13 protein-coding genes are annotated in these 15,641 nt (G+C 58.3%); 1 reads left to right on the forward strand and 12 read right to left on the reverse strand.

Going from position 1 to position 15,641, the window contains the following annotated elements; translation table 11 throughout:
* From scpB to sdhC, 12 genes are all read right to left on the reverse strand, one after another.
* Nucleotides 1-393 (reverse strand): SMC-Scp complex subunit ScpB (gene scpB / locus ACESMW_RS07080; protein WP_372986357.1); only part of this gene is annotated, 393 nt, incomplete at its 3' end.
* Between the two features lie 42 nt (nt 394-435).
* Nucleotides 436-1,266: a segregation and condensation protein A gene (locus ACESMW_RS07085; protein WP_372986358.1), complete on the reverse strand. Its 831-nt coding sequence runs from the start codon at nt 1,264-1,266 to the stop codon at nt 436-438.
* Between the two features lie 48 nt (nt 1,267-1,314).
* The gene (locus ACESMW_RS07090; RefSeq protein ID WP_113862924.1) at nt 1,315-2,529 is read right to left on the reverse strand and encodes a tryptophan--tRNA ligase; all 1,215 of its coding nucleotides are present in this window, start codon (nt 2,527-2,529) and stop codon (nt 1,315-1,317) included.
* A gap of 158 nt (nt 2,530-2,687) precedes the next feature.
* On the reverse strand, nt 2,688-3,560 hold the full coding sequence (gene sucD / locus ACESMW_RS07095; RefSeq protein WP_092002410.1) for a succinate--CoA ligase subunit alpha: 873 nt from the start codon (nt 3,558-3,560) through the stop codon (nt 2,688-2,690).
* Complete coding sequence (gene sucC / locus ACESMW_RS07100; protein WP_092002413.1) at nt 3,560-4,726, reverse strand: ADP-forming succinate--CoA ligase subunit beta; 1,167 nt, start codon at nt 4,724-4,726, stop codon at nt 3,560-3,562. Before sucC ends, sucD begins: the two co-directional genes overlap by 1 nt.
* Nucleotides 4,727-4,762: 36 nt before the next feature.
* Nucleotides 4,763-6,205, reverse strand: coding sequence for a dihydrolipoyl dehydrogenase (lpdA, locus tag ACESMW_RS07105; RefSeq protein WP_372986359.1), 1,443 nt, complete (start codon nt 6,203-6,205; stop codon nt 4,763-4,765).
* Nucleotides 6,206-6,240: 35 nt separating this feature from the next.
* Nucleotides 6,241-7,467, reverse strand: coding sequence for a 2-oxoglutarate dehydrogenase complex dihydrolipoyllysine-residue succinyltransferase (gene odhB / locus ACESMW_RS07110; protein WP_372986360.1), 1,227 nt, complete (start codon nt 7,465-7,467; stop codon nt 6,241-6,243).
* A gap of 25 nt (nt 7,468-7,492) precedes the next feature.
* Entirely contained in the window at nt 7,493-10,330 is a 2,838-nt protein-coding gene (locus tag ACESMW_RS07115; RefSeq protein WP_372986361.1) for a 2-oxoglutarate dehydrogenase E1 component, read from the reverse strand.
* 307 nt (nt 10,331-10,637) lie between these two features.
* Nucleotides 10,638-11,342, reverse strand: a complete 705-nt coding sequence (locus ACESMW_RS07120; protein ID WP_372986362.1) for a succinate dehydrogenase iron-sulfur subunit — start codon at nt 11,340-11,342, stop codon at nt 10,638-10,640.
* A 16-nt stretch (nt 11,343-11,358) separates the two neighbouring features.
* Nucleotides 11,359-13,131, reverse strand: a complete 1,773-nt coding sequence (gene sdhA, locus ACESMW_RS07125; protein ID WP_372986363.1) for a succinate dehydrogenase flavoprotein subunit — start codon at nt 13,129-13,131, stop codon at nt 11,359-11,361.
* 3 nt (nt 13,132-13,134) lie between these two features.
* Entirely contained in the window at nt 13,135-13,476 is a 342-nt protein-coding gene (gene sdhD, locus ACESMW_RS07130; protein ID WP_372986397.1) for a succinate dehydrogenase, hydrophobic membrane anchor protein, read from the reverse strand.
* On the reverse strand, nt 13,473-13,850 hold the full coding sequence (gene sdhC, locus ACESMW_RS07135) for a succinate dehydrogenase, cytochrome b556 subunit (RefSeq protein ID WP_092002432.1): 378 nt from the start codon (nt 13,848-13,850) through the stop codon (nt 13,473-13,475). The genes sdhD and sdhC overlap by 4 nt, the downstream gene beginning before the upstream one ends.
* Nucleotides 13,851-14,327: 477 nt before the next feature.
* Between sdhC and gltA the strand changes: the two genes are divergently transcribed.
* Complete coding sequence (gene gltA, locus ACESMW_RS07140; protein WP_372986364.1) at nt 14,328-15,602, forward strand: citrate synthase; 1,275 nt, start codon at nt 14,328-14,330, stop codon at nt 15,600-15,602.
* Nucleotides 15,603-15,641 lie beyond the last annotated feature (39 nt).

Here is a 15,641-nt window from a genome sequence, read left to right on the forward strand (position 1 = left end):
AAGCAGGGTGCGAATGATATTGCTGCTTACCGTAACACCACGGATATCCTCGATTTCCCCCCGGGTAATCGGCTGCCGGTAGGCGATCAGGGCAAGGGTCTCCAGCAATGCCCGGGAGTAGCGCTGCGGTTTTTCCTCGAACAGGCGTCCGACCCAGGGTGCGTACTCTTCCCGAACCTGCAAACGGTAACCGCTGGCCACTTTTTTCAGCTCAAAGCCCCTGCCCTCGCATGCCGCCTCCAGCTGAACCATGACATGCTCCATCACCTGCCTGGCCGGCCGTTCGTCTTCGGTGAACAGTTCCCGGAGCTGTTCCAGTGAAAGCGGCTTGCCCGCTGCCAGCAGGGCTGCCTCGGCAATGGCCTGAATCCTTAGCAGGTGTTCTTCATTCATGATCAGAATCCGGTGTCTTGGGGTTTCTGGACTTGATGGCACTCAGCTCGCCGCACGGGCCCGGACGTGAATCGGCCCGAGCGTTGCGCCCTGAACCACCTCGATCAACTGTTCCTTGACCAGCTCCAGTGTGGCCAGGAAGGTTACCACCACGCCCAGCCGACCTTCTTCAGGGGTAAACAGGCTTTCAAAGGACACGAACCGGTCGTCCTGAAGCACCGAAAGGATGTGTGACATCCGCTCACGGGTGGACAGGATTTCCTTCTCAACGTGATGGCTGGTAAACAGATCCGCACGCTTGAGCACCCCCTGCATGGCCAGCAACAGCTCCCGGATATCCACATCGGGATGCGGCTGACTGGACGGCAGCTTCGGCAACGCTGCGGACGCGCCGAACGTATCACGCTCCATCCGGGGCAACTCGTCGATATCCTCGGCCGCCTGCTTGAAGCGCTCATACTGCTGCAGCCGGCGTATCAGTTCCGCCCTGGGATCCACTTCCTCTTCATCCTCGGACTCCTGGCGCGGCAACAACATCCGGGACTTGATTTCAGCCAGAGTGGCGGCCATCACCAGGTACTCCGCGGCCAGCTCGAAGCGCATCGCCTCCACGGCCCCGATGTAGTCCATGTACTGCCGGGTGATCTCGCTGACATCAATATCGAGGATATTCATGTTCTGGCGACGGATCAGATACAACAGCAGGTCCAGCGGGCCTTCAAAGGCCTCCAGAAACACCGCCAGGGCATCGGGTGGAATGTAAAGGTCCTTGGGAAGGTCAACGACGGGCTTGCCGGAAACCAGTGCCAGCGGCGTCTGTTCATCAGGCGCCTGTTCTGCTTCCGCTACCGTGGTGCTGGTATCGTCCGTCATAGCCTTCCCTCGGATGACACTGACCGGGATCCGGTCAGCGGCTGATCGTTAGCGGTAATGCAGCCCCATGGCTGCCCGCACTTCCTCCAGCGTATCACGGGCCGCATCCCGGGCATGCTCGCGACCTTCCTGCAGGATGGAATGCACCAGGTCCGGGTTGTTCTCGTATTCCCGGGCCCGTTCGTGCAGCGGGCGCTGCTCTTCGACAATGGCGTCGATCAGCGGCTTCTTGCAGTCGAGGCAGCCGATACCGGCACTGCGGCATCCGGTCTGCACCCACTCCTGGGTGTCGGCATCGGAGTAGATCTTGTGCAGTGCCCAGACCGGACACTTTTCCGGCTCACCCGGATCGGTGCGGCGTACCCGCTGGGGATCGGTCTGCATGGTGCGGATCTTGTCAGCGACCGCATCCGGCTCCTCACGCAGGCCGATGTAGTTGTTGTAGGACTTGGACATCTTCTGGCCGTCCAGTCCCGGCATCTTGGATTCGGGGGTCAGCAACGGCTGGGGCTCCGGCAGGATGACCTTGCCGCCACCTTCGATGTAACCGTACAAACGCTCCCGGTCACCCAGGGAGATATTCTGCTGCTCTTTCAGCAATGCCCGGGCAGTTTCCAGGGCCTCGAGATCGCCCTCTTCCTGGTACCGTTTCTTCAGGTTCCGGTACAGCTTGGCGTTCTTCTTGCCCATCTTGACGATGGCGCCTTCCGCCTGCTCCTCGAAGCCCGGCTCCCGGCCATAGATATGGTTGAATCGGCGGGCGATCTCGCGGGTGATCTCCACGTGGGAGACCTGGTCGGCACCCACCGGCACCTTGCCGGCCCGGTAGATCAGGATATCGGCGCTTTGCAGCAGCGGGTAACCGAGGAAGCCATAAGTGGCCAGGTCCTTCTCCCGCAGTTTCTCCTGCTGGTCCTTGAAGGTGGGAATACGCTCGAGCCAGCCCAGAGGCGTGATCATGGACAGCAACAGGTGCAGTTCCGCGTGCTCGGGCACCTGGGACTGGATAAACATGGTGGAGGACCCCGGGTTAACACCGGCGGCCAGCCAGTCGATCACCATGTCCCAGACACTCTGCTCAATGCCGGAAGGATCGTCGTACTGGGTGGTCAGGGCATGCCAGTCGGCGATGAAGAAGAAGCACTCATACTCGTGCTGGAGTTTGACCCAGTTTTTCAGCACACCGTGGTAGTGACCAAGGTGAAGCTTTCCGGTCGGACGCATGCCCGACAAAACCCGTTGCTGGGAATCTACAGAACTCAAAGCACGAACTCCTTCTGTTGCGAATAGTGCGCCCCGGCAAAAGAGGCTGACCGAGCATTATAGTCTGATAGCCCCTCGCCGTTAAGGATACAGGCCAAAAAACAAAAAACCCCCGGACACCGTCTGGTGCCGGGGGTTTTTCCTTCAGGAGGAAAGGCTTACCAGCCAGTCACTTCCTTCAGGGCCTTGCCGATTTCGGCCAGGCTGCGCACGGTTTTTACACCGGCGTCGTTCAGGGCAGCAAACTTCTCGTCTGCAGTACCCTTACCACCGGAGATGATAGCACCGGCGTGACCCATACGCTTGCCCGGAGGCGCAGTCACACCCGCGATGTAGGAAACAACCGGCTTGGTTACGTTCTCCTTGATGAACGCAGCCGCTTCTTCCTCGGCAGTACCGCCGATCTCACCGATCATGACGATGGCCTCGGTTTCCGGGTCTTCCTGCAGCAGCTTCAGGATATCGATGAAGTTGGAACCCGGGATCGGGTCACCACCGATGCCGACACAGGTGGACTGGCCGTAGCCGAAGTCAGTGGTCTGCTTGACCGCTTCGTAAGTCAGGGTACCGGAGCGGGATACGATGCCGACCTTACCCTTCTTGTGGATGTGGCCCGGCATGATGCCGATCTTGCACTCGTCCGGAGTAATCACGCCCGGGCAGTTCGGACCGATCATGCGAACGCCTTTACGATCAACGTATTCTTTGGCGTACAGCATGTCGATGGTCGGGATGCCTTCGGTGATGCAGACGATCAGCTGGATGCCGGCGTCTGCCGCTTCGATGATGGCGTCCTTACAGAACGGAGCCGGCACATAGATCACGGTGGCTTCCGCGCCAGTCGCTTCAACAGCGTCACGAACAGTGTTGAATACCGGCAGGCCCAGATGCTCGGTGCCGCCCTTACCGGGGCTTACACCGCCAACCATCTTGGTGCCATAGGCAATGGCCTGCTCGGAGTGGAAGGTACCCTGGGAGCCGGTAAAGCCCTGGCAGATAACCTTGGTGTCTTTGTTGATCAGGATGCTCATTACTTACCCCCTGCGGCTTTAACGACTTGCTCTGCAGCATCCGCCAGGCTGGTGGCGGCAATGATGTTCAGGCCACTCTCGGCCAGTACCTTGGTGCCCAGCTCGGCGTTATTACCTTCAAGGCGAACAACCACAGGAACTTTTACACCGACTTCCTTTACAGCGCCGATGATGCCCTCTGCAATCATGTCGCAGCGAACAATACCACCGAAGATGTTAACCAGAACGGCCTGAACCGCGTCGTCAGACAGGATGATCTTGAACGCTTCGGAAACACGCTCTTTGGTCGCGCCGCCGCCTACGTCCAGGAAGTTGGCAGGCTGGCCGCCGGACAGCTTGATGATGTCCATGGTGCCCATGGCCAGACCGGCACCGTTAACCATACAGCCGATGTTGCCTTCCAGCGCCACGTAGTTCAGTTCCCACTTGGCCGCTTCCGCTTCACGGGAATCTTCCTGGGAAGGATCGTGCATCTCGTGGATTTTCTTCTGGCGGTACAGGGCGTTGCCGTCCACACCAACCTTGGCGTCCAGGCAGTGCAGGTCACCGGCCGGAGTGATAACCAGCGGGTTGATCTCGACCAGTGCCAGGTCGGCTTCTTCGAACAGCTTGGCCAGACCCAGGAAGATCTTGGTGAACTGACCGATCTGCTTGCCTTCCAGGCCCAGCTTGAACGCCAGTTCACGGCCCTGGTACGGCTGCGCGCCAACCAGCGGGTCGATCTCGGCCTTCAGGATCTTTTCCGGAGTCTCTTCGGCAACCTTCTCGATCTCCACACCACCTTCGGTGGATGCCATGAAGACGATACGACGGGTGCCACGGTCAACCACGGCGCCCAGGTACAGCTCTTCCTCGATGTCGGTCAGGGATTCAACCAGGATCTTGCTGACCGGCTGACCGTTCTCGTCGGTCTGGTAGGTAACCAGGTTCTTGCCCAGCCACTTCTCGGCAAACTCACGGATTTCTTCTTTGCTCTTGACCAGCTTTACACCGCCGGCCTTACCACGGCCACCCGCGTGAACCTGGGCCTTGACTACCCAGCCGTCACCGCCGATTTCGTCTGCCGCTGCTACGGCTTCCTTGGGAGTATCGCAGGCAATACCCTTGGATACGGGCAGGCCGTACTCAGCAAACAGCTGCTTGCCCTGATATTCATGCAAATTCATAGTAAATGTCCCGAATTAAAGAATTCCTGGTTTGCGTTACTTCTTCTTGCGACGGTTCGCGATATGGATCGCGCCGCCGGCAACAGCCAGAGCCGCCTCGTGCACAGACTCGGACAGAGTCGGGTGCGCGAAACAGGTCAGGGCCAGATCTTCCGCGCTGGAACCAAACTCCATCGCAATCACACCCTGGGCCACGATTTCGGAGGCCTGGGGGCCTACCACGTGGAAACCGAGGATGCGGTCAGTCTTGGCATCAGCAATGATCTTGACCAGACCACTGGCTGCATTGGCTGCCATGGCGCGACCGTTGGCAGCGAACGGGAAGGTACCGACGTTGTACTCTTCACCCTCAGCCTTCAGCTGCTCTTCGGTCTTGCCTACCCAGGCCACTTCCGGCGCGGTGTAAATCACGTTCGGAATGCAGTCGTAATTGACCTGCGGCTTGTGCTCGGCAATGCGCTCGGCAACCATCACGCCCTCTTCAGACGCCTTGTGGGCCAGCATCGGACCGCGAACCACGTCACCGATTGCCCATACACCCGGTGCTTCGGTCTTGCAGTTGTCATCCACGAAGATGAAACCGCGCTCGTCCATCTGGACACCGGCGTCTTCGGCCAGCAGGTTGTCGGTGTAAGGACGACGGCCAACCGCAACGATCAGCTTGTCGAACTTGGCTTCCTGCTTGCCCTTGGAGTCTTCATAGGTGACGTTGATCAGCTTGCGCTTGACTTCAGCGCCGGTCATCCGTGCACCCATGACGATATTCAGGCCCTGCTTCTTGAACTGCTTCAGGGCGTCCTTCGCGACCTGCTGGTCAACCGCCGGCAGGAAGGTGTCCTGGGCTTCCAGAACAGTGACTTCGGAACCCAGACGGGCCCAGACACTGCCCAGCTCGAGGCCGATGACACCGGCACCGATAACGCCCAGACGCTTGGGCACTTCCCTGAACTCCAGCGCGCCCTCGGAATCGACGATGTACTCACCGTCGAACGGAGCCGGCGGAATCTCGATCGGCTTGGAGCCGGTGGCGAGGATTACGTTGTCGGCTTCGTAAGTCTTGGTCTTGCCGTCCTTGTCGGTCACTTCCACCTTGCGACCGGCCAACAGCTTGCCGTGGCCGTGGATGGGGGTTACACCGTTGGACTTGAACAGACCGGCAATACCACCGGTCAGCTGCTGCACGATGCCGGACTTGCGCTCCATCATCTTGGCGATGTCCATGGACACTTCTTTCGCCATGATGCCCTGCATCTCGTAGTCGTGGCTGGCTTCCTCGTACTTGTGAGAAATCTCCAGCAGGGCCTTGGACGGAATACAGCCCACGTTCAGGCAGGTACCGCCAAGTACCTGGCTCTTGCCGTCTTTGGACGTCCAGGACTCGACACAAGCGGTTTTCAGGCCGAGCTGAGCGGCTTTGATAGCGGCCACGTAACCGCCGGGGCCGGCACCGATGACAATGACGTCGTACTTATCAGACATAATTTATCCCGTTCTCTGATTCGTTAAGTGTCAGTTCACACGTCCAGCAGAATACGTGCCGGGTCTTCAAGCATTTCCTTGATGGCTACGAGGAACTGCACTGCTTCCTTACCATCGATCATACGGTGATCGTATGACAGCGCCAGGTACATCATCGGCAGGATTTCAACCTGACCGTTCACCGCCATCGGGCGCTCCTGGATCTTGTGCATGCCCAGGATTGCGGTCTGCGGCGGGTTCAGGATAGGCGTGGAGATCAACGAGCCGAAGATACCGCCGTTGGTGATGGTGAAGGTACCGCCGGTCATCTCGTCGATGCCCAGCTTGCCTTCTTTGGCCTTGGTACCGTACTCGACAATCTTCTTCTCGATGTCGGCCAGACCCATGGCGTCGGAATCGCGCAGAACCGGAACCACCAGACCACGATCGGTGGATACCGCGACACCGATATCCTGGTAGCCATGATAAACCATATCGTTGCCGTCGATGGACGCATTAACCGCCGGGAAACGCTTCAGGGCTTCGGTTGCCGCCTTGGTGAAGAAGGACATGAAGCCCAGCTTGATACCGTGGCGCTTCACGAAGCTGTCCTGGTACTGCTTACGCAGCTCCATGATCGGCTTCATGTTAACTTCGTTGAAGGTGGTCAGCATGGCCGCGGTCTGCTGAGCCTCGACCAGACGCTTGGCGATGCTGGCACGCAGACGGGTCATCGGAACCCGCTTCTCCGGGCGCTCGCCCTGGGCCACGCTGACTTCCGGCATGCCGGCGGCAGCGGCCGGCTTGGCGGCACCACCGGAGGCCTTGCTGCTGTCGATGTGAGCCTGAACGTCTTCCTTGGTGACACGGCCATCTTTGCCGGTGCCCTTGACGGCGTTCGGGTCGACATCGTTTTCCTCGGCCAGCTTGCGAGCGGCCGGGCTCAGGATAGCTTCGCCGGAAGCGGCGTCTGACTTGGCCTCTTCCTTCGGAGCTTCCTCTTTGGCTTCCGGCTTGCTTTCGGCGGGTTTGGACTCACCCGCTGCGCCTTCCTTGAATTTGCCGATCACTTCGCCGCTTTCAACGGTATCGCCTTCATTCTTGACGATTTCCTCGATCACACCGTCAGCCGGTGCAACCACTTCGAGGACAACCTTGTCGGTTTCGATATCGACGATCAGCTCGTCGCGGGAACAGGCTTCGCCGGGCTGCTTGTGCCAGGTCGCGACGGTACCCTCTGCGACCGACTCCGGGAAAACGGGGGCTTTAATCTCAGTTGACATTACAAATCCTTAGTTCGGTAGCTCGTCAGATTTCAAACGCGTCGTTGACCAGTTTCTTCTGCTCTTCAATGTGAACAGACATATGTCCACAGGCTGGAGCAGCCGAGGCATCACGACCGGCATACTGAAGGTACAGCTTGGGGTTCAGGCGCTGCAGGGCATTACGCATGTGATGCTGGCTGCAGTACCAGGCACCCTGGTTCATCGGCTCTTCCTGACACCAGACCACGTGCTTGAGTTTGGTGTACTGGCTCAGCAGCTCGTCCAGGTCATCCCCCGGGAACGGATACAGCTGCTCGATCCGGACGATCGCAACGTCGTCGCGTTCGTCCGCCTTTTTCTTCTCCAGAAGATCAAAGTAGACCTTACCGCTGCACATGATCAGACGGGTGACCTTCTTCGGATCGGAAGGCTCCTTCTCGGGCAGAACCGTCTGGAACGTACCTGAGGTCAGATCATCCAGGCCGGAGGTCGCTTCCTTGTGGCGCAGCAGACTCTTCGGAGTGATGGCCACCAGCGGCTTGCGCAGAGGGCGCTTCACCTGACGGCGCAGCATGTGGAAGACCTGGGACGGCGTGGTCGGAACGCACACCTGGATGTTGTGCTCCGCACACAGCTGCAGGAAGCGCTCCAGGCGAGCGGAGCTGTGTTCCGGCCCCTGCCCTTCGTAACCGTGCGGCAGCAGCAGCGTCAGGCCACACAGACGGCCCCACTTGTGCTCGCCACTGGTCAGGAACTGGTCGATCACCACCTGGGCACCGTTGGCGAAGTCACCAAACTGGGCTTCCCAGACAATGAGCGCGTTCGGGGTGGTGGTAGAGTAACCATACTCGAACGCCATGACCGCTTCTTCGGACAGCAGCGAGTCATAGATCTCGAATTGTGGCTGGTCGTCGGACAGCTTCTGCAGGGAAATGTGGGTGGAGCCATCCTTCTGGTTATGCAGAACTGCATGACGGTGGGAGAATGTACCCCGGCCAATATCCTGACCGGTAAGACGGATCGGATGCCCTTCGTTCAGCAGTGTGGCGTATGCCATCATCTCGCCGTAGCCCCAGTTCAGGGCCAGAGCGCCCGCCGTCATCTTCTCGCGATCATTGACGATCTTGGACACCTGGCGCTGGACACTGAAACCTTCCGGCAGGGAGGTCAGTTGCTTGCCCAGCTTCTGGATCGTCTTCAGGTTGACGCTGGTCTTGCACTTGGCTGTCCACTCGTGCCCCAGGTACGGCGTCCAGTCAACGTACAGCTCCGTGTTGGGCTCCTTGACCAGAGACTTAACAACGTGCTCGCCATTATCCAGGGCGTCACGGTATTCAGTCTCCATCTGCTTGGCTTCGTCTTCGGAGATAACACCCGCCTCGACCAACTGTTCTGCATACAGGGCGCGGGTGGTCTTCAGTTTGCGGATCTTTTCATACATGAGCGGCTGGGTCGCAGCCGGCTCGTCGGCCTCGTTGTGGCCGCGACGACGGTAGCACACCAGATCGATGACCACATCGCCCTTGAATTCGTTGCGATAGTCCATGGCCATCTGGGTGGCGAACATGACCGCTTCGGGATCGTCCGCGTTCACGTGCAGGATCGGCGCCTGGACCATCTTGGCCACATCGGTACAGTACTCAGTGGAGCGGGCGTCTTCCTGCTTGCTGGTGGTAAAACCAACCTGGTTGTTGATGACGATATGGATGGTACCGCCAACGCCATAGCCCCGGGTCTGGGACATCTGGAAGGTTTCCATCACCACGCCCTGGCCGGCAAAGGCAGCATCGCCGTGCATCACAATAGGCACGACCTGAGTGCCATCGGTATCGCCACGACGGGTCTGGCGTGCACGCACCGAACCTTCAACCACCGGAGACACGATTTCAAGGTGAGACGGGTTGAACGCCATCGCCAGGTGCACTTCGCCACCGGGAGTCATGACGTTGGAAGAGAAGCCCTGGTGATACTTGACGTCACCGGAGCCGGAGTCCGCCAGTTTCTTGCCCTCGAACTCGTCGAAGAGTTCTTTCGGGTTTTTGCCGAGTGTGTTCACCAGAACGTTCAAACGGCCACGGTGGGCCATGCCAAGAACGATTTCTTTTGCACCGTAGGAGCCCGCGCGCTGGATCAGCTCATCCAGACAGGGAATCAGGCTCTCACCGCCTTCCAGGCCGAAACGCTTGACGCCGGGGTAACGGGAACCCAGGTACTTCTCGAGCCCTTCAGCCGCGGTCAGGCGCTCGAGGATATGCTTGCGCGTGGTTACTTCGTATTCCGGTCGTGAGCGAACCGGCTCCATACGCTGCTGGAACCAACGCTTCACCCGGGTATCGACGACGTGCATATATTCCGCGCCGATACTTTCGCAATAGGTCTTGCGCAGCCCGTCCACGATATCCGAGAGCCTCATGGTCTCGGAACCGAAATTCAGGGAACCAGTCTGAAATTCGAGATCGAGGTCGGATTCGCCAAGTTCATGGAACCGGGGATCCAGGTCTTCTACCTGGGGACGCTGCCAAACGCCGAGAGGATCGAGCTTCGCTTCCTGGTGGCCGCGGAAACGGAAAGCGTTGATCATCTGGAGTACGCGGATCTGCTTCTTGTCCGCGTCAGATGTGGCGCTGGCGGGAACGCCGCCGGTGGCCAGGAAACGCTGGTTTCGGGAAATATGCTCGAACTGTTCGCGGATGGAAGAGTGGACGATATCGCGGCCGTGGTAGCCGTCAACGCTGGGAAGCTTGTCAAAGTAGCTTCGCCACTCTTCGGGAACGGCGTTGGGGTCTGTCAGGTAGGTTTCGAAAAGCTGTTCAACGTAGGCAAGATTTCCACCCTGCAGGTGGGAAGTCTGCCACAACTGCTCCATTATGCTTTCGTGCATCTTGAATAGCTCACCTTGGGCTGGTGCGGGGAGCCGGTATGGTCGGTCAGGGGTAAAACTCAGTCAATACGGGTATCTACGGCATGACTTTGACCACCACACGCGACACGGATGTTTTCCATTCCCCAGTGGTTTTTATACTCGGCAAGCCGCGAAAAACCTTTTAAGTTATCGTCACGGCATGCGTAGTGTGCACCCGGCTAAGACTTTTGACCATAAGCCTTTGGTTGAAGGCCCCGCGTATAGCGAGGCCTTCGGGGTGCTAACCTGGTCAGAACAGTATAGCGTCTGTGTCGGAACCTGCTGATCAGGTTGCCCGTTGCAGCAGGAGGTTCCGGATGTGGCCGATAGCCCTTGTGGGGTTCAGGCCTTTCGGGCAGACACTGACGCAGTTCATGATGCCCCGGCAGCGGAACACACTGAACGGATCGTCCAGGTCAGCCAGGCGCTCCGCCTGGGCGGTATCGCGGCTGTCCGCCAGGAACCGGTAGGCCTGCAGCAGGCCGGCCGGGCCGATGAACTTGTCCGGGTTCCACCAGAAGGACGGACAGGAAGTGGAACAGCAGGCACAGAGAATACACTCGTACAGGCCGTCCAGCTTCTCCCGGTCTTCAGGAGACTGCAGACGCTCGATCGCAGGCGCCGGCTTGTCGTTGATGAGGTACGGCATGACCTTTTCGTACTGCTTGTAGAACAGGCTCATGTCGACCACCAGGTCACGGATGACCGGCAGACCCGGCAGCGGGCGCAGCACCAGCTTGTTATTCTTCACCACCTGGGAAACAGGCGTGATACAGGCCAGGCCGTTCTTGCCGTTCATGTTCATGCCGTCGGAGCCGCACACACCCTCGCGGCAGGAACGACGGTAGGACATGGTTTCATCTTTTTCCTTCACCAGATTCAGCACGTCAAGAACCATCAGGTCCTTGCCGGCGGGAATCTCCACCTCAACGTCCTGCATGTAGGGGGCGTTGTCAGTCTCGGGATTGTAACGGTACAGGCTTACCAACATTCTCTACATCCTCCCCTTAGTAAGTCCGGATCTTCGGCTCGAACATCGGCACAGTCTTCGGCGCAAAGTTCACATCACGCTTACCAACCCGCTTGTCCAGAGGGAAGTACATGGAGTGCTTCAGCCAGTTCTCGTCGTCACGCTCGGTGAAATCGTTCCTGGCGTGGGCGCCACGACTTTCCTTACGCTCGAACGCGGAAATGGCTGTCGCCAGAGCAACCTCAAAAAGATTGTCCAACTCAAGCGCCTCTATGCGAGCGGTATTGAAGGCATCACTGGTATCAGCAAGCCTGGTGTTACGAACACGCTCGCCAATAGCCTCCAGCTTCTTCAAGCCCTCTTCCATGCTCTTGCCATCACGGAATACACCGAAATACAGTTGCATGCAGTTCTGAAGATCCTTGCGAACCTCTGCAACGCTCTCACCCTCGGAAGCACTGTTCAGACGATCCAGACGAGCCATGGCACGCTTGATATCTTCTTCGCTAGCGCCGTCAACTTCGAAGCCGCCGCGCAGTTGCTCTTCAATGTGCAGACCAGCCGCACGACCGAACACCACCAGATCCAGCAGAGAGTTGCCACCCAGACGGTTGGCACCGTGTACGGACACACAGGCAGCCTCGCCACAGGCAAACAGACCCGGGATCGGCTTGTCGTTGCCGTTTTCGTCCTGAGTCAGAGCCTGGCCACCAACGTTGGTCGGAATACCACCCATCATGTAGTGACAGGTCGGCACAACCGGAATCGGCTCTTTCACCGGATCCACGTGCGCAAAGGTGCGGGACAGCTCACAGATGCCCGGCAGGCGCAGATTCAGAGTCTCTTCACCCAGGTGATCCAGCTTCAGCAGCACGTGATCCTTGTCGGGACCGCAGCCGCGACCTTCGAGGATTTCCAGAACCATGGAGCGGGCCACAACGTCACGGCCAGCCAGGTCCTTCGCATTCGGAGCATAGCGCTCCATGAAACGCTCACCCTCGGAGTTGATCAGGTAACCACCCTCACCCCGACAACCTTCGGTCACCAGCGTACCGGCACCGTGGATACCGGTCGGGTGGAACTGCCACATCTCCATATCCTGCATCGGGAAGCCGGCACGCAGGGCCATGCCGATACCGTCACCGGTGTTGATCATGGCATTGGTGGTGGAAGCGTAGATACGGCCAGCACCACCGGTGGCCAGAACCGTGGCCTTGGACTTGATGTAGCAGACTTCGCCAGTCTCGATCTCGATGGCAACAACGCCAACCACTTCGTCTTTGGAATTCTTGACCAGATCGACGGCGTACCACTCATTAAGGAAAGTAGTACCGCCTTTCAGGTTGGCCTGATAAAGGGTATGCAGCAGCGCGTGGCCGGTACGGTCAGCAGCGGCACAGGTACGGGCTGCCTGGGTGGGGTTGTCCGGACCCTTGGACTGACCGCCAAACGGACGCTGATAGATACGGCCCTGCTCGGTACGGGAGAACGGGAGGCCCATGTGCTCCAGCTCGAAAACAGCCTGGGGGCCTACGGAACACATGTACTCGATGGCGTCCTGGTCACCGATATAGTCGGAGCCCTTGACGGTGTCATACATGTGCCAGCGCCAGTCATCGTTGGGATCGGCACTTGCGATCGCACAGGTGATACCGCCCTGGGCGGACACGGTGTGAGACCGGGTCGGAAATACTTTCGTGATACACGCAGTGTTGACGCCGGATTCAGTCAACTGAAGGGCGGCTCGCATACCGGCACCGCCACCACCGACAACAATCGCGTCAAAAGACATGGTCTTGATGTTAGCCATCGATTAAAGCCCCCAAAGAATCTGAATGCCCCACACCACATACACGAAAATCACGAGCACGCAGGCAGCCTGGAACAGGAAACGCTGCATCGCGGATTTGATGTAGTCGGTGGAAACGGTCCATAAGCCAACCCACGCATGCCCGGCAATGGACAGCAGCGCCAGCAGAGTGAAGATCTTGAACCACCCCTGACCGAACAGAGCGGACCAGGACTGATAATCGACATCAGTGGTCACTAAGAAGCCAAGAAGGAACAGTGTATAAAGGGCTAATACGTAAGCGGTGACCCGCTGGATGATCCAGTCCTGGATCCCGTTACGACCAATGTTCGTTGCGCTGTTCATGCCCATACCCAGACTCCTGCCAGAACGATGAGAATGACGGAAACCACGATCGTAGCTTTCGCAGCGAGGCGACCGCTCTCAAGATCTTCACCGATGCCCATATCCATGAACAGGTGCTTGATACCCGCAACCAGGTGGTAAAGCAGAGCAGACAAAATGCCCCAGGTAATCAGCTTGGCAAGGAAGCTGTCCAGCAGTTCACTTACCCGACTGAAGCCCTCTTCCCCGGACAGGGAAAGCTGAAGCCCATAAAGCAGGAACGCAACACCAACAAAAATGATGATGCCGCTGATACGGTGCAATATGGACGTAATGGCTGGCAGCGGAAAATGAAACTTGCCGAGATCGAGATTTACTGGTCGTTTGCTATTCACAGCGCTCTCACACTCTCTCTTGGTTCCGCGAAGCCGGCGAGCCGACGTACGGATGGTTGGTATGTAAGGTTCGGCCGATCGATACGCTACCGATAACCGATTGGTTCAGGAGGGCGGATGCCATCCAGATAGCTTGCTATGCTGCAGCTCGCGTGAAAGTGCATCCCCGATTCCGGGCTACGGATTATAAGGAGTGACCCTTACAATTACAAACGCGCAGCCCGCTCCCCAGCCTGTATTTACGGGGGCTAAGCCATCTATAAGGATTATTGACAAATCCGTTTCTGCATTGCATCAGGCTCTGTGCGGGATTTCCCTGATTTACATCAATGGGGAATTCGATCTTTTTACGGCACCCTCCATTGACAAAAAAAGCTGACGCCCTATATTTTGCCGCCAGTTTTGCGATAATACGCGCCTTCTAGCGCATCGACACATGCAGATAAAGCTTCCAAAGCTGATAAATAGGAGAGCACCATGACCGACAGGAAAGCCACGCTCTCGGTGGGGGACAAGTCCATTGAGCTACCGGTTTATTCCGGCACCGTCGGCCCTGACGTTATCGACGTACGAGGCCTGGTCCAGGAAGGCGTTTTTACCTACGACCCGGGATTTGTTTCCACAGCGGCCTGCGAATCAGCCATCACCTACATTGACGGCGCCAACGGGGTTCTCCTGCACCGCGGCTACCCTATTGACCAGCTTGCCGAGCATTCCGACTACCTGGAAGTCTGCTATCTGCTGCTGAACGGCGAACTGCCGTCCGAGGAAGAGAACAAGCGCTTCCACGACACTATCAAGAACCACACCATGCTGCACGACCAGATGCGCAACTTCTTCAACGGCTTCCGCCGTGACGCGCATCCGATGGCCATCATGTGCGGCGTAGTGGGCGCGCTGTCGGCGTTCTACCATGACCAGATGGACGTAACCGACGAGACCCAGCGCCAGATCACCGCGCACCGCCTGATCGCCAAGATGCCGACCATCGCCGCCTGGTGTTACAAGTACAGCCTGGGCCAGCCGTTCATGTACCCGCGGAACGACCTGTCCTACTCCGAAAACTTCCTGCAGATGATGTTCGGCGTTCCCTGCGAGGAATACAAGCCAAACCCGGTTCTGGCCAAGGCCATGGACAAGATCTTCATCCTGCACGCGGACCACGAGCAGAACGCATCTACTTCTACCGTGCGTCTGGCCGGCTCCACCGGCGCCAACCCGTACGCCTGTATCGCTTCCGGCATTGCCGCCCTTTGGGGCCCGGCTCACGGTGGCGCCAACGAGGCGGTACTGGATATGCTGGCCGAGATCGGCGACGAAGCCAACATTGAGAAGTTCATCGAGAAGGCCAAGGACAAAGACGACCCGTTCCGCCTGATGGGCTTCGGTCACCGCGTTTACAAGAACTTCGACCCGCGCGCCAAGGTGATGCGCGAGACTGCGCACGAAGTTCTGAAGGAACTGGGTCTGGAAAACGATCCGCTGCTCAAGATCGCCCAGCGCCTGGAAAAGATCGCCCTGGAAGACGAGTACTTCGTGGAGCGCAAGCTGTACCCGAACGTCGACTTCTACTCCGGCATCATCCTGAAGGCCATCGGTATCCCGACCTCCATGTTCACCGTAATCTTTGCCATGGCACGCACCATCGGCTGGTTCTCCCACTGGAACGAAATGGTCAGTGGCAACTACCGCATCGGCCGTCCGCGCCAACTTTACACCGGCTCCGACAAGCGGGACTATCCGAAAAAGTAAGTCTTTCAGAGACTTGCCAGCCGGAACGAGAGAGGCCGC

It is taken from the genome of Marinobacter sp. (assembly GCF_041690455.1).
Taxonomy (GTDB): Bacteria; Pseudomonadota; Gammaproteobacteria; order Pseudomonadales; family Oleiphilaceae; genus Marinobacter.

What these genes read in the sequence shown, in the direction of transcription:
- lpdA (WP_372986359.1), bottom strand. Translation starts at nt 6,205, where the DNA reads ATGTCTGATAAGTACGACGTCATTGTCATCGGTGCCGGCCCCGGCGGT.
- sdhD (WP_372986397.1), bottom strand. Translation starts at nt 13,476, where the DNA reads ATGAACAGCGCAACGAACATTGGTCGTAACGGGATCCAGGACTGGATC.
- ACESMW_RS07120 (WP_372986362.1), bottom strand. Translation starts at nt 11,342, where the DNA reads ATGTTGGTAAGCCTGTACCGTTACAATCCCGAGACTGACAACGCCCCC.
- gltA (WP_372986364.1), top strand. Translation starts at nt 14,328, where the DNA reads ATGACCGACAGGAAAGCCACGCTCTCGGTGGGGGACAAGTCCATTGAG.
- ACESMW_RS07085 (WP_372986358.1), bottom strand. Translation starts at nt 1,266, where the DNA reads ATGACGGACGATACCAGCACCACGGTAGCGGAAGCAGAACAGGCGCCT.
- sucD (WP_092002410.1), bottom strand. Translation starts at nt 3,560, where the DNA reads ATGAGCATCCTGATCAACAAAGACACCAAGGTTATCTGCCAGGGCTTT.
- odhB (WP_372986360.1), bottom strand. Translation starts at nt 7,467, where the DNA reads ATGTCAACTGAGATTAAAGCCCCCGTTTTCCCGGAGTCGGTCGCAGAG.
- sucC (WP_092002413.1), bottom strand. Translation starts at nt 4,726, where the DNA reads ATGAATTTGCATGAATATCAGGGCAAGCAGCTGTTTGCTGAGTACGGC.
- sdhA (WP_372986363.1), bottom strand. Translation starts at nt 13,131, where the DNA reads ATGGCTAACATCAAGACCATGTCTTTTGACGCGATTGTTGTCGGTGGT.
- ACESMW_RS07115 (WP_372986361.1), bottom strand. Translation starts at nt 10,330, where the DNA reads ATGCACGAAAGCATAATGGAGCAGTTGTGGCAGACTTCCCACCTGCAG.